The organism is Streptomyces sp. NPDC003300, assembly GCF_040610915.1.
GTDB lineage: Bacteria > Actinomycetota > Actinomycetes > Streptomycetales > Streptomycetaceae > Actinacidiphila.
Genome location: NZ_JBEXNE010000031.1, coordinates 1 through 13,228, shown reverse-complemented (window position 1 = coordinate 13,228; position 13,228 = coordinate 1). Strand labels below are relative to the sequence as shown.

At 71.2% G+C, this 13,228-nt stretch carries 10 protein-coding genes; 6 read left to right on the top strand and 4 right to left on the bottom strand.

Annotated elements, in window-relative coordinates; genetic code table 11:
* The first annotated feature begins 34 nt into the window (after positions 1-34).
* The 4 genes from ABZX65_RS31445 to ABZX65_RS31430 all read left to right on the top strand — a co-directional run bounded on the left by ABZX65_RS31445 (position 35) and on the right by ABZX65_RS31430 (position 4,550).
* On the top strand, positions 35-1,468 hold the full coding sequence (locus tag ABZX65_RS31445) for a ricin-type beta-trefoil lectin domain protein (RefSeq protein ID WP_355347684.1): 1,434 nt from the start codon (positions 35-37) through the stop codon (positions 1,466-1,468).
* 253 nt (positions 1,469-1,721) lie between these two features.
* Positions 1,722-2,234, top strand: coding sequence for a DUF664 domain-containing protein (locus ABZX65_RS31440; protein WP_355347681.1), 513 nt, complete (start codon positions 1,722-1,724; stop codon positions 2,232-2,234).
* A 136-nt stretch (positions 2,235-2,370) separates the two neighbouring features.
* On the top strand, positions 2,371-4,068 hold the full coding sequence (locus ABZX65_RS31435; RefSeq protein WP_355347802.1) for an MFS transporter: 1,698 nt from the start codon (positions 2,371-2,373) through the stop codon (positions 4,066-4,068).
* 29 nt (positions 4,069-4,097) lie between these two features.
* Positions 4,098-4,550 carry a MarR family transcriptional regulator gene (locus ABZX65_RS31430; RefSeq protein WP_355347678.1) on the top strand — a complete coding sequence of 151 codons (453 nt, stop codon included), beginning with the start codon at positions 4,098-4,100 and terminating at the stop codon, positions 4,548-4,550.
* A gap of 56 nt (positions 4,551-4,606) precedes the next feature.
* On the opposite strand, the gene ABZX65_RS31425 is transcribed toward ABZX65_RS31430, so the two are convergent.
* Positions 4,607-6,139 carry an MFS transporter gene (locus ABZX65_RS31425; protein WP_355347675.1) on the bottom strand — a complete coding sequence of 511 codons (1,533 nt, stop codon included), beginning with the start codon at positions 6,137-6,139 and terminating at the stop codon, positions 4,607-4,609.
* A gap of 199 nt (positions 6,140-6,338) precedes the next feature.
* On the opposite strand from ABZX65_RS31425, the gene pgm reads away from it, so the two are divergent.
* Positions 6,339-7,979: a phosphoglucomutase (alpha-D-glucose-1,6-bisphosphate-dependent) gene (pgm, locus tag ABZX65_RS31420; protein WP_355347672.1), complete on the top strand. Its 1,641-nt coding sequence runs from the start codon at positions 6,339-6,341 to the stop codon at positions 7,977-7,979.
* 91 nt (positions 7,980-8,070) lie between these two features.
* Here pgm and ABZX65_RS31415 read toward each other — a convergent pair whose 3' ends face one another.
* Both ABZX65_RS31415 and ABZX65_RS31410 read right to left on the bottom strand, forming a co-directional pair.
* Positions 8,071-9,837, bottom strand: coding sequence for an ABC transporter ATP-binding protein (locus tag ABZX65_RS31415; protein ID WP_355347669.1), 1,767 nt, complete (start codon positions 9,835-9,837; stop codon positions 8,071-8,073).
* 85 nt (positions 9,838-9,922) lie between these two features.
* Positions 9,923-11,008 carry an S-(hydroxymethyl)mycothiol dehydrogenase gene (locus tag ABZX65_RS31410; protein WP_355347666.1) on the bottom strand — a complete coding sequence of 362 codons (1,086 nt, stop codon included), beginning with the start codon at positions 11,006-11,008 and terminating at the stop codon, positions 9,923-9,925.
* Positions 11,009-11,184: 176 nt separating this feature from the next.
* Between ABZX65_RS31410 and ABZX65_RS31405 the strand changes: the two genes are divergently transcribed.
* Positions 11,185-12,183: a YihY/virulence factor BrkB family protein gene (locus ABZX65_RS31405; RefSeq protein ID WP_355347663.1), complete on the top strand. Its 999-nt coding sequence runs from the start codon at positions 11,185-11,187 to the stop codon at positions 12,181-12,183.
* On the opposite strand, the gene ABZX65_RS31400 is transcribed toward ABZX65_RS31405, so the two are convergent.
* On the bottom strand, positions 12,153-12,872 hold the full coding sequence (locus ABZX65_RS31400) for a chaplin (RefSeq protein ID WP_355347660.1): 720 nt from the start codon (positions 12,870-12,872) through the stop codon (positions 12,153-12,155). The two genes, ABZX65_RS31405 and ABZX65_RS31400, sit on opposite strands and share 31 nt — an antisense overlap.
* Positions 12,873-13,228: the final 356 nt, after the last annotated feature.

Sequence of the window (13,228 nt, the reverse complement as noted above, 5' to 3'; positions counted from 1 at the left end):
GGTCCGGCTGTCCGCTACCGGAAGGTCTCCCCCCATGAACAGACCGCGCATTCGGCTCAAGGCGCTGACCGCACTCGCCGCCGTCCCCGCACTCGCGGCGGGACTGCTGCTGGCCGCGGGCGCTCCGGCGCAGGCCGCGGCCAATCCGGGCCCCGGCTTCCCCGCGCAGTACGCGGCGCCCTACGCCGAGGTCTGGAACTCCCCGTCGGCGCTGGCGGCGGTGAAGAACGCCACCGGGCTGAAGTACTTCACCCTCGCGTTCGTCATCGACGGCGGCGGCTGCAACGCCACCTTCAACGGCAGTACCTCGGTCACCGACGCGAGCTGGACGTCGGCCATCAACACCCTGCGGTCCGGCGGCGGCGATGTCATCGCCTCCTTCGGCGGCGCGGGCGGCACCGAGATCGGCATCTCCTGTACGTCGGTCGCCGCGCTCAAGACTCAGTACAAGCGCGTGATCGACGGACTCAACCTGACCCGCCTCGACTTCGACATCGAGGGCGGCGCGCTCAACAACACCACCGCCAACGACCGGCGCAACCAGGCCCTCGCGCAGCTCCAGCAGGAGTACGCGGCGGCCGGCAAGAAGCTCGACATCGACTACACGCTCCCGGTCAACCCCACGGGCCTGGAGTCCAACTCGCTCAGCCTGCTGAACAACGCCAAGAGCAACGGCCTCAACGTCAACCTCGTCAACATCATGACGATGGACTACGGGCCGTCGATGGACATGGGCCAGGCGGCCATCAGCGCGGCCACCGCGCTGCACAGCCAGCTCGGCGCCATCTGGAACACCAAGACCTCCGCGCAGCTCTGGGCGATGGAGGGCAACACCCCCATGATCGGGGTGAACGACTCGACCAACGAGGTCTTCTCGACCGCCAACGCGCAGTCGCTGGAGACCTTCGCGAAGAACAACGGCATCCAGGAGCTGTCCTTCTGGTCGCTCGGCCGTGACAAGGCATGTGCCACCAACGGCCAGTTGTCGGACTCGTGCAGCGGCACACCCCAGTCGCAGTACCAGTTCTCCAGCATCTTCAACGCCATCACCGGCGGCGGCACCACTCCGCCGCCCACCGGCGGCGCCACCGGGCCGATCCGGTCCGGTTACGCCAACAAGTGCGTGGACGTGGCCTCCGCGAGCAGCGCCAACGGCGCGGCGGTCCAGCTCTACGACTGCAACGGCACCACCGCGCAGAACTGGACGGTCGGCAGCGACAACTCGCTCCAGGCCCTCGGCAAGTGCATGGACGTGGCCGCGGCGGGCACCGCCAACGGCAGCCAGGTGCAGCTCTACGACTGCAACGGCACGGCCGCCCAGAAGTGGACCCGCAGCGGCAGCACCCTGGTCAACACCGGCTCGGGCAAGTGCCTGGACGCGACCGGGCCCAGCTCCGCCAACGGCACCCGGCTCCAGATCTGGACCTGCGCGGGCGGCGCGAACCAGCAGTGGACGCTGCCTTCGTGACCCGCGCGTCCGCTGAGCGCTAGCTGAGCGGACAGGCGAATCGACCGGTCCCGGGCGGGGACGATGTCACCCGCCCGGGACCGGTGCGCTGTATCGCAGTGATCTTACGGGCTCCTCGCAAACAATCGACGTGGATACGTAAAAAATCTGCGGTGCGGAGATATTGCGGAGTATGTGCGCGGGGCGGGAAGGAGTAGTGGGCGCCGCCGCTTGTCATCGGTGGCCCGCTGTCGATCCTTCACGAGGAGCCCCGATGAACAGCACGGAACTGCTGGCCGACGCCTTCGGCCGGATCCAGGAAGTGGTCCACGACGCCGTGGACGGCCTCACCCCCGAAGAGCTGGCCTTCCGCGTGGACGAGGGCGCCAACAGCGTCGGCTGGCTGATCTGGCACCTGACCCGCGTCCAGGACGACCATGTCGCCGAGGTCGCGGGCACCGAGCAGGCGTGGACCGCGCAGGGCTGGGACGCCCGCTTCGACCTGCCCTTCCCCGCCGGGGCGATCGGCTACGGCGACGGTCCGGACGACGTCGCCGCCGTCCGGGTGAGCTCCGCCGACCTGCTCACCGGCTACCACGACGCCGTATACGAGAACACCGTCCGCCATGTGCGGGAGCTGACCGACGACGACCTCGACCGCGTCGTGGACAAGCGCTGGAATCCGCCGGTGACCCTGGGTGTACGCCTGATCAGCGTCGTCTCCGACGACCTGCAGCACGCCGGGCAGGCGGCGTATCTGCGGGGGCTGCTGATGCGCAGGCGGTGACGGCGTCGGTGTCGGCGTCGGCGTCGGCCGTTCACCCTTCGGTGTTAGAGTTACTTAACCTAAGTTAAGTACCTGCGCGACCTGTGGGGTGTGAGGGTTGGCGAGCGAGAAGACGGCCGAAGAGCCAGCGGCACGAATACAACGGAGGCCACCGCGCATAGCGGCCGACCATCCGCGCTACAAGTGGGTGGCACTGTCGAACACCACGCTCGGCATGCTGATCGCCACGATCAACTCCTCGATCGTGCTGATCTCGCTCCCCGCGATCTTCACCGGTATCCACCTCGACCCCCTCCAGCCCGGCAACGTCAGCTATCTGCTCTGGATGCTGATGGGATACATGCTGGTCACGGCGGTCCTCGTGGTCACCCTCGGCCGGCTGGGGGACATCCTCGGCCGGGTCAAGATCTACAACTCCGGCTTCCTGATCTTCACCGTCACCTCGGTGATCCTCTCCCTGGACCCGATGCAGGGCGGCGGCGGCGCGCTCTGGCTGATCGGCTGGCGCGTCGCCCAGGCCGTCGGCGGCTCGATGCTGATGGCCAACTCGGCCGCGATCATCACCGACGCCTTCCCGGCCCGCCAGCGCGGCATGGCGCTCGGCGTGAACATGGTCGCGGGCATCGCCGGATCCTTCATCGGCCTGGTCCTCGGCGGCCTGCTCTCCGAGTGGGACTGGCGCTCGATCTTCTGGGTCAACGTCCCGATCGGCCTGATCGGCACCGTCTGGGCCTACCGCTCGCTCCACGAGACCGGCATCCGCCGCAAGGCCAGAGTCGACTGGTGGGGCAACGTCACCTTCGCCGTCGGCCTGACCGCGCTGCTCGCGGGCATCACCTACGGCATCCAGCCCTACGGCGGCCACACCATGGGCTGGACCAACCCCTGGGTACTCGCGGGCCTGATCGGCGGCGTCGCGATGCTCGCCGTCTTCTGCCTCGTCGAGGCCAAGGTGCGCGAGCCGATGTTCCCGCTCGGCCTGTTCCGCAACGTGGCCTTCGCGGGCGGCAACGCGGCCACCCTGCTCGGCTCCATCGCCCGCGGCGGCCTCCAGTTCATGCTGATCATCTGGCTCCAGGGCATCTGGCTGCCCCTGCACGGCTACGACTACGTCGACACCCCGCTGTGGGCCGGTATCTTCCTGCTGCCGCTCACCGTCGGCTTCCTGGTCTCCGGGCCCATCGCGGGCTACTTCTCCGACCGGTACGGCGCCAGGCTCTTCGCCGCCGCCGGATTCGTCGTGATGGCCGCGTCCTTCGCGGGACTGCTACTGCTCCCCACCGACTTCAACTATCTGGCCTTCGCGTTCCTGATCTTCCTCAACGGGGTCGGCGGCGGTCTGTTCGCGGCGCCGAACACCTCGATCATCATGGCGAGCGTGCCCGCCGAGGCCCGCGGCGCCGCCTCCGGCATGCGCGCCACCTTCCAGAACGCGGGCATGGTGCTCTCCATCGGCGTGTTCTTCTCGCTCATGGTCGCCGGACTCGCCCGCTCGCTGCCCGGCACTCTCAGCAGCGGCCTGGTCGCCCAGGGCGTGCCGGGGGCGAACGCGCACGAGATCGCCAATCTGCCGCCGGTCGGCACGCTCTTCGCGGCCTTCCTCGGCTACAACCCGATCCAGCACCTGCTCGGCCCCGACCTGCTCGGCACGCTCCCGGCGGCCAACCAGCACACGCTCACCGGCCGTGAATTCTTCCCGCACCTGATTTCCGGGCCGTTCCACGACGGCCTCGTGGTGGTGTTCGCCCTGGCCATCGTGATGTCCTTGGTCGCGGCGGGCGCGTCACTGATCCGCAGCCGCGCCGTCCGCGCGGCCCACGCCCCGCAGGAGTAACCGAACCGACCGAGGAGGCGCCCCCCGCCATGGACCACACCGACGGGCGCGGGGGCGCCACTCCGGCCGCGGTCGCGCTGATCGTGGCCCGGCTCTACCGCCAGCTCGCCCAGGCGTCCGCCGACGACCTCAACCTGACGTACGCGCAGCTCTCCGCGCTCGCCAGGATCGGGCAGTTCGGCCCCATCCGGCTCGGTGAACTCGCCGCCCGCGAACAGGTCGCCGCCCCCTCCCTGACCCGTACGGTCAGGCCGCTGTCGGAGGCCGGGCTGATCGGCAAGGAGGCCGACCCCTCCGACGGCCGCTCCTGGCTCGTCAGCATCACCCCGGAAGGACGCGCCCTGCTGGAGCGCATCCGCCGCGAGCGGGCGGCACTGCTCGCCCGGAGGATGGCGTGGCTCACCGACGAGCAGCGCGCGACGCTGGACGCGGCGCTCCCCGTCCTGGAACTGCTCCTCACCGAACGGACCCCGCCGGACTGACCCCGGCGGACTGGCCTCCGGCCCTTACGAACTGCCCCCGCGGCTGCCCCCGCCTCTCAGGCGGGCTGCTCCGGCTGTCCGGGCCGCTCGGGCCGGCCCGGCTCGACCGGGGGCGCCAGCACACCGCAGTGCGGCGCGCACTCCGGCTGCGCGAGCGGCCCCTTCGCCCCGTCCTCGCGCAGCGCACCCGACGGCACCAGCACCGCGGCCAGCACCGCGGCGACGGCGCACAGGCCCGCACAGATCAGCATCGCCTTCCCGAACGCCGAGTTCACCGCGTGCGGCGACCGGTAGGCGTGGTCGGACAGGCCGACGGCCAGGGGGAGGGCCGCGACGATCAGCAGTTGCGCCACGCGGGCCGCCGCGTTGTTCACCCCGCTGGCCACCCCCGCGTGGTCGACCTCCACCGAGGCCAGCACGGTCGCGGTCAGCGGCGCCACGAACAGGCACATGCCGAGCCCCTGGACGACGACGGCGGGCAGCACGTCGACGACGTACGAGGAGGTGTCCGGCGACACGCGGGTGAGCAGCAGCAGGCCGCACGCGGTGACCAGCGGACCGACCGTCAGCGGCCAGCGCGGCCCGATCCGCTGGGCGAGCGCGCCCGCGGGCGCGGACAGCAGCAGCATCAGGACGGTCACCGGCAGCGTCGCGAGACCGGCGCGCAGCGCGCTGTACCCGGCGGCGATCTGGAGCTGCACCGGCAGCACGAAGAACACCCCGCCGATGGCCGCGTACAGACAGAGCGTCACCAGATTCATCGAGGTGAACAGCTTCGAGGCGAAGACCGACAGCGGCAGCATCGGGGACGGGCGGCGCCGCTCGGTGCGCAGGAAGGCCCAGCCGCACGCCAGACCCGCCGCCGCGGGCACGGCGACCGCGACGGGGGAGGGGTGACCGGACGCACTGATCAGCGCGTAGGTGACGCCCGCGAGGCAGAGAGCGGCCAGTACCGCGCCCAGGATGTCGAAGCTCCCGCTCGCCGTACGGTCGCGGCTCTCCGGCACGTGCCGGACGGCGATGGCCACCACGACCGCCGCCAGCGGCAGATTGATCAGGAAGATCCACCGCCAGCCGGGACCGTCCACCAGATAGCCGCCGAGGAACGGGCCGATCGCGCCCGCCACGCCGCCGAGGCCCGACCAGGCGCCGACCGCCTTCGCGCGGTCCTGCGGGCGGTACGTGGACTGCACCAGGGCGAGCGAACCGGGCGTCAGCAGCGCCCCGCCCACGCCCTGGAGCGCCCGCGCCGCGATCAGCACGCCGCTGTCGGGCGCCGCGCCGCACAGCGCGGACGCCAGCGCGAACCAGACGACGCCGATGACGAAGACCTTCCTGCGCCCGTACCGGTCACCGAGGCCGCCGCCGAGCAGGATCAGCCCGGCGAGCGTCAGCAGATAGCCGTTGACGGTCCACTGGAGCGCCGCCAGGGTCGCGCCGAGGCCCTCCCCGATCCGGGGGAGCGCGATGTTGACGATGGTGCCGTCCAGCATCGCCATGCCCGAGCCGAGCACCGAGCAGGCCAGCACCCAACGCCCGGTCGCCGAGGAGAGCCGCACACCCTCGGCGGGCGGCTCCGGATTACTCATGACCGTCACCATAGAGCGCCGGGAGCCGAGGCGTGAGTGTCGCGGCCCCGCGCCGCGGCAACCGTGAAAACCGTGCCCGCCGCGCACCCGCGACCGTGCCCGCCGCCCACCCGCGACCGCGCCCGCTGATCACCGGCGCGCATCGGGGGTAAGAATGGTCAGGGCAGGCCCGACCGATGACGCAGCGAAGGAGACGCGGATGCCGCACGAGCGCGCCGGAACACCGGCACGGCCGGACGACCTGGTGGACGTACCCCGCCTGATCACGGCCTACTACGCGCTGCACCCGGACCCCGGCGAGACCGGCCAGCGGGTGGCGTTCGGCACCTCGGGGCACCGCGGCTCGTCGCTGAACACCGCGTTCAACGAGGACCACATCGCCGCCACCAGCCAGGCGATCTGCGACTACCGCACCGCGCAGGGCACCACGGGACCGCTCTTCCTCGGCGCCGACACGCACGCGCTGTCCGAGCCCGCGCGGGTCACCGCGCTCGAGGTCTTCGCCGCCAACGAGGTCTCGGTGCTGATCGACGAGAGCGACGGCTGGACGCCCACCCCGGCCGTCTCGCACGCGATCCTGTCGTACAACAGGGGCCGTACCACCCACCTCGCCGACGGCGTGGTCGTCACCCCCTCGCACAACCCGCCCGCGGACGGCGGCTTCAAGTACAACCCGCCGAGCGGCGGCCCCGCCGCCTCCGACGCCACCGGCTGGATCCAGGACCGGGCCAACGAGCTGATCGCCGACGGCCTCAAGGGCGTGCGCCGCGTCCCGTACACCCGGGCGCTCGCCGCCGACACCACCGGGCGCTACGACTTCCTCGGCCGCTACGTGGACGACCTGCCGTCGGTGCTCGACCTGGAGACCGTACGGCGCGAGGGCGTCACGATCGGCGCGGACCCGCTGGGCGGCGCGTCGGTCCAGTACTGGGGCCGGATCGCCGAATGGCACGGCCTCGACCTGACCGTGGTGAACCCGGTCGCCGACCCCACCTGGCGCTTCATGACGCTCGACTGGGACGGCAAGATCCGGATGGACTGCTCGTCGCCGTACGCGATGGCTTCGCTGATCGCCCGCAAGGACGAGTACCGCATCGCCACCGGCAACGACGCGGACGCCGACCGGCACGGCATCGTCACGCCCGACGGCGGCCTGATGAACCCCAACCACTACCTGGCCGTCGCCATCTCCTATCTGTCGCGGCACCGCGAGCAGTGGCGGCCCGACCTGGCGATCGGCAAGACGCTGGTGTCGTCCTCGATGATCGACAAGGTGGTGGCCGACCTCGGCCGTCCGCTGACCGAAGTCCCGGTCGGCTTCAAGTGGTTCGTGGACGGGCTGCTCGGCGGCACGCTGGCCTTCGGCGGCGAGGAGTCGGCGGGCGCGTCCTTCCTGCGGCGCGACGGCTCGGTGTGGACCACCGACAAGGACGGCATCCTGCTGGCACTGCTGGCCGCCGAGATCACCGCCGTCACCGGCCGCACCCCGTCCGAGCACTACGCGGACCTCACGGAGCGCTTCGGCGCCCCCTCCTACGCGCGGATCGACGCGCCCGCGACCCGCGAGGAGAAGGCCGTACTCGCCGAGCTCTCGCCCAAGCAGGTGCCCGCCGCCGAACTCGCCGGAGACCCCGTCACCTCCGTGCTCACCCACGCCCCCGGCAACAACGCGGCCCTGGGCGGCATCAAGGTCAGCACCGACAACGCCTGGTTCGCCGCGCGGCCCTCGGGGACGGAGGACGTCTACAAGGTCTACGCCGAGTCCTTCCTCGGCGACGACCACCTCGCCACCGTCCAGGAGGAGGCACAGGCCATCGTCGCCCGTGCGCTGAACGGCTGACGGCCGCGCCCTCCACCCGACGGAGCGACACCGGAGCGCGTGCTCCGCTCCGTCGGGTGAGGGACGACAGGCCCTTCGACGCGCGGGCGGCTCAGGCCAGTTGGGCGGCCTGGAGACCCGCGTACGCGCCGCCGCCGCGCACCAGCTCGGCGTGCGGCCCGACTTCCGCGATACGGCCCTCGTCCAGGACGACGATACGGTCGGCGTTGCGGATCGTGGACAGCCGGTGGGCCACCACGAAGACCGTACGGCCGCGCACCAGCCGGGTCAGCGCCTGCTGGACCAGCGCCTCCGAGCGGGAGTCGAGCGCGGACGTCGCCTCGTCCAGGACCAGCACGCGCGGGTCGCGGATCAGCGCACGGGCGATGGCCAGCCGCTGCTTCTGCCCGCCGGAGAGCCGGGCGCCCCGCTCACCGACGACGGTGTCGAGACCGTGGGTCATCCGGTCGATGAACTCCAGCGCGTTGGCGTCCCGCAGCGCCGCCCTGACCCTCTCCTCCGGCACATCGGTCATGCCGTAGGTGACGTTGTCGCGGACGGTGCCCTCGAACAGGATCGAGTCCTGCGGCACCACCGACAGCCAGGTCCGGTAGTCGCGCAGGTCCAGATCCTCCATGTCGACGCCGTCGAGCAGAATCCGCCCATGCGTCGGCCGCAGGAAGCCGATCACCAGATTGAGCACGGTCGACTTGCCCGCGCCGGAACCGCCCACCAGGGCGACCGTCTCGCCCGGCCGCACGTCCAGATCGAAGTCGACCAGCGAGGGCCGGTCGCTCTCGGGATAGGTGTGGCCGACCCCGCGGAACTCGAAGTGCCCCACCACGCCCTTCACTTCGGCCTTGCCGTCGTTCTGCTCCAGGTCGGGCGCCTGGAGCACCTCGCCGATCGAGCGGACCGACTCCAGGCCCTTGCCGATCTGCGGGGTCAGCGTCAGCAGCGTGGTCACCGACCCGGTGAGGCTGGAGAAGTACGCGCTGAGCATCACCACGGTGCCCGCCGAAACGTTCAGCCAGCCGTAGTAGGCGACCAGCGCCGAGCCCGCCAGGCAGGCCACACCGATCGCGTTGAGCAGGATCCAGGCCAGCGAGCCGAACCACCCGTTGAGCCGGTCGAGCCGCAGCCCCGCGTGCAGCACCTCGCCCAGCGTGCGGTCCACCCGGTGCAGCGCGGTGTTCTCCAGGCCGTGCGCACGGGTGATGGGGATCAGGGTCGTCATCTCGCTGACCCGCGAGGACAGTTGCTCCACCTGCTGGCGGAAGGACTCGTTGTCGTGCCGCAACCGGCGGCGCAGCCGCACCACCAGCATCGCGGAGGCGGGCACCACGATCAGATAGACCGGCAGGAAGGCGGGCGCCTGGACGCCGATCACCACCAGGCCGCCGCTCAGGGTGGCGATCGCGGCCAGACCGTTGTCGGCGGTCTGCTGCGCCGCCGTCTCGATGGTCTCGACGTCCCTGATCACCTTGGCCTGGAGCACGCCGGCGCTGACACGGGAGTGGTAGCCGATGGAGAGCTGCTGCATCCGCTGGCAGATCGCCGTGCGCAGCCGGGTGCCGGTCCTGCGGATCGAGCCCTGCATGCAGCGCACGTACGCCAGGTGCAGCGGGAGGTTGAGGCTGAGGATCACCAGCAGGACGGCCGAGTTCCACCACAGCACCGATATCGGCCGGTGCTGCACGACGACGTCGACCACGTTGGCCGTGATGAGCGGCAGCAGCCAGACGGGGGTGTGCTTGGCGAAAAAGGCGAGTACGGCGAACCCGACCCGGCGACGGTCGGGTTCGAAGAGGTAGAGGAGGGTACGGACGGGGTGTTCGCCGCGGTAGCGGTGGCTGAGCGTGCCTTGCGGCAGCGCCATTGAAGGCTCCTCGAAATGACGTCTTCGCAGTACAGGTGCGCGCATGCGCCTCATCGCGCATGCGCCCGCCTTCACCTTAGAGCCGCTACAGCACCACGACCGAACGCAATACGTCGCCCTCGGACATCCGCGCGAACGCCGCCTCCACCTCGTCCAGCGCGATGGTCTCCGTGACGAACGCGCCCAGGTCCAGGCGCCCCTGGAGATGCAGGTCGATCAGCATCGGGAAGTCCCGCGACGGCAGGCAGTCGCCGTACCACGACGACTTCAGCGCGCCGCCGCGGCCGAACACGTCCAACAGCGGCAGCTCCAGCGTCATCTCCGGACTCGGCACCCCCACCAGGACCACCGTCCCGGCCAGATCGCGCGCGTAGAACGCCTGCTTGTACGTCTCCGGGCGGCCGACCGCGTCGATCACGACGTCGGCGCCGTTCCCGCCGGTCAGCTCGCGGATCGCCTCCACGGCGTCACGGTCGCGGGAGTTGACGGTGTGCGTGGCGCCCATCGCGGACGCCGTGGCGAGCTTGCGGTCGTCGATGTCGACGGCGATGATCCTGGCCGCACCGGCCAGCCGCGATCCCACCACGGCCGCGTCGCCGACGCCGCCGCAGCCGATGACCGCGACCGAGTCGCCGCGGCCCACGTTCCCGGTGTTGAGCGCCGCGCCGATCCCGGCCATCACCCCGCAGCCGAGCAGCCCGGCCACCGACGCCGACACCGCCGGGTCGACCTTCGTGCACTGCCCGGCCGCGACCAGCGTCTTCTCCGCGAAGGCGCCGATGCCCAGCGCGGGCGACAGCTCCGTGCCGTCCTTGAGCGTCATCTTCTGCTTCGCGTTGTGGGTGTCGAAGCAGTACCAGGGGCGCCCGCGCAGACACGCGCGGCACCGGCCGCACACGGCCCGCCAGTTGAGGATCACGAAATCGCCCGGCGCGACCTCGGTGACGCCGTCGCCGACGGTCTCGACCACGCCGGCGGCCTCATGCCCGAGCAGGAACGGGAAGTCGTCGTTGATCGCGCCCTCCCGGTAGTGCAGGTCGGTGTGGCAGACCCCGCACGCCTGGATCCGCACCACCGCCTCGCCCGGCCCCGGATCCGGCACCACCACCGTGTCCACCCGTACCGGCTCGCCCTTGCCCGGTGCGATCACTGCGCGGACTTCCTGTGCCATGTCCGGTCCTTCCCTTCGTCGTGTGCCCAGCGTTCGGCCACTGTTCGCTGCCGACGATAGGTGCCGCGACCCCGCGGCGGGCAGTACCCGGAAAGGCGCACATGGGTGGACCGGCACCGGGCATACGTCACTGCGGGCCACAGGTCGCCTACCGCTCGACGCTGTGAGGGGCACTTTTGACCACTGAGGACAGCGCGGTCCGCGGCACGCGGCCGGCTGACAGAAGACGGCTGCCGAAGACCGTCGCGACCTTCCGCGCCATCCGGGCCCTCGGCCGCGCCATAGGGGCGGCATGGGAGGAGGACGCCACGGAGCGGGCGGCGGCCCTCACGTACTACGCGGTGCTCGCGCTCTTCCCCGCGCTGCTGGTCACCGTGTCGGTGCTGGGCCTGGCGGGCGGTGCCTCGGAGAATCAGCTGGCCTCCGAGGTCACCTCCCTGCTCCCGACCGCGTCCCGGCCGATCGTCGCCTCCGCGCTCCAGGACATGGCCGACGACCGGTCCGCGACCCTCTCCCTGGTGATCATCGGCAGCGCGGGCGCCGTCTGGTCGGCGTGCAGCTACTCCAGCGTCTTCCGGCGCGCCCTGCACTCGATGTACCGGGTGACCGACCACCGCCCCGCCTGGCGCACCGCCCCGCGCATCGTGATCACCTCGGTGGCGCTGCTCGTCCTGCTGGTGTGCAGCGCCAGCAGCCTGGTGGTCAGCGGCGAGGTCGCCCACCGGATAGGGGAGCTGCCGCACATGAACACCCCCGTGATCACCGCCTGGCGGGTGTTGCGCTGGCCCTTGCTGCTGGTGCTGGCCGCCGCGCTGGTCCTGGTGCTCTTCCGCTCAGGTCCCCGCGGCACCCGCGGCCTGCGCGCGATGGCCCCCGGCGGCGCCCTCGCCGTCCTGCTGTGGCTGCTGACCTCGGTCGGATTCGCCGCGTACACCGCCCGCGCGGGCACGTACAACCGGCTCTACGGCCCGCTGGCCGGCACCGTGGTCTTCCTGGTGTGGCTGTGGTTCTCCAACCTGGCCCTGCTGGTCGGCGCCCACTTCAACGCCCAGCGGGCACTGGACGGCAAGGCCGCGCCGCCGCCGGAGGCCCCGGCGGCGTCGAAGACGCCGGAAGCGGCCCCGGACGTCGCACCGCTGCCGGTTCAGCCGCGGCCGGGCCGGAAACGGCGGTAGAGCACGACGCCGCCGAGCAGCAGGGCGGCGCTGCCACCGGCCGTGTACGGCAGGCCGTCCGCACCGGTGTGCGCCAGCGTCGGGGCCGCGGGGTCCTCGACGTTCGGCGGCGCGGGCACCGGAGTGTGGGCCGGGGCGGGCGGGGTGGTCGGCACCGGAGTGGGCTTCACGACCGGCGGAGTCGAGCCGTTCGTCGAGGTGTTGCCGGTGGAGGGGTTGCCGATCCCGACGACATTGACGCTGTTGCCGGTGATGTTGACGGGCACGTCGATCGGCAGCCGGATGCTGTTGCCCGACAGCAGGCCGGGCGAGTTGCGGGTGCCGCCCGCCGCGTGTGCGCCGCCGCCCGAGCCCGAGTTCGTCCCGGCGGGGACGACGCGCTCATCGGCCGGTGCGCCCGCGTGCCGACCTGGCCTGGCGCCGGGGGCGGAGTGCGTGGCGGCCGGAGCCGAGGTGTTGGCGCAGGCGTTGCCCGTCACCGGATTCAGCAAACCGATCACATTGATCGTATTTCCGCATACATTCACCGGAATGGAGACGGGCACTTCCACCGAATTGCCCGACAGGACACCGGGCGATCCGGTGGTGTCACCCTGGGCGGCCGAATCGGCCTGGGCATACCCGGCGCCCGCCAACAGACCGCCGGCGACCATGGCGGTGACGAGTCCCTTCTGGGCAACCCTGTTCATACGCTTTCCTGCCTTCCGGAAATCCTCACGGGCCGCATGCCCGCACCGGAGACAACGCGCTCAGGGCCAATCAGGTCATGGCCGACGGATAAATCACCCCAACGAGTGACCGTGTCGCGGCCTCGTCCCTGACGGGCCGACAGGACGTGCGGCCAGCACTTTTCCCGGTATTCCGGCTATCGGTTCCGCTATTCCTATGAATTACCCATGAGCGGCCGATGGAACGTGGTAACGGATTGTCCCGACACGACAGCGGCGGGGGCCGCCGGGGGGGTGGGGCGGGGGCGCCCCGACGGAGGCGCGGGCGACCCCCGGGCCCGCGCCCCCCCCCCGCACAAAATGAAAAACCCGGCGAA

Excerpts from the sequence above, each read along its gene's own strand:
- ABZX65_RS31445 (WP_355347684.1), top strand. The coding sequence starts at position 35 with ATGAACAGACCGCGCATTCGGCTCAAGGCGCTGACCGCACTCGCCGCC.
- ABZX65_RS31440 (WP_355347681.1), top strand. The coding sequence starts at position 1,722 with ATGAACAGCACGGAACTGCTGGCCGACGCCTTCGGCCGGATCCAGGAA.
- ABZX65_RS31430 (WP_355347678.1), top strand. The coding sequence starts at position 4,098 with ATGGACCACACCGACGGGCGCGGGGGCGCCACTCCGGCCGCGGTCGCG.
- ABZX65_RS31425 (WP_355347675.1), bottom strand. The coding sequence starts at position 6,139 with ATGAGTAATCCGGAGCCGCCCGCCGAGGGTGTGCGGCTCTCCTCGGCG.
- pgm (WP_355347672.1), top strand. The coding sequence starts at position 6,339 with ATGCCGCACGAGCGCGCCGGAACACCGGCACGGCCGGACGACCTGGTG.
- ABZX65_RS31415 (WP_355347669.1), bottom strand. The coding sequence starts at position 9,837 with ATGGCGCTGCCGCAAGGCACGCTCAGCCACCGCTACCGCGGCGAACAC.
- ABZX65_RS31410 (WP_355347666.1), bottom strand. The coding sequence starts at position 11,008 with ATGGCACAGGAAGTCCGCGCAGTGATCGCACCGGGCAAGGGCGAGCCG.
- ABZX65_RS31400 (WP_355347660.1), bottom strand. The coding sequence starts at position 12,872 with ATGAACAGGGTTGCCCAGAAGGGACTCGTCACCGCCATGGTCGCCGGC.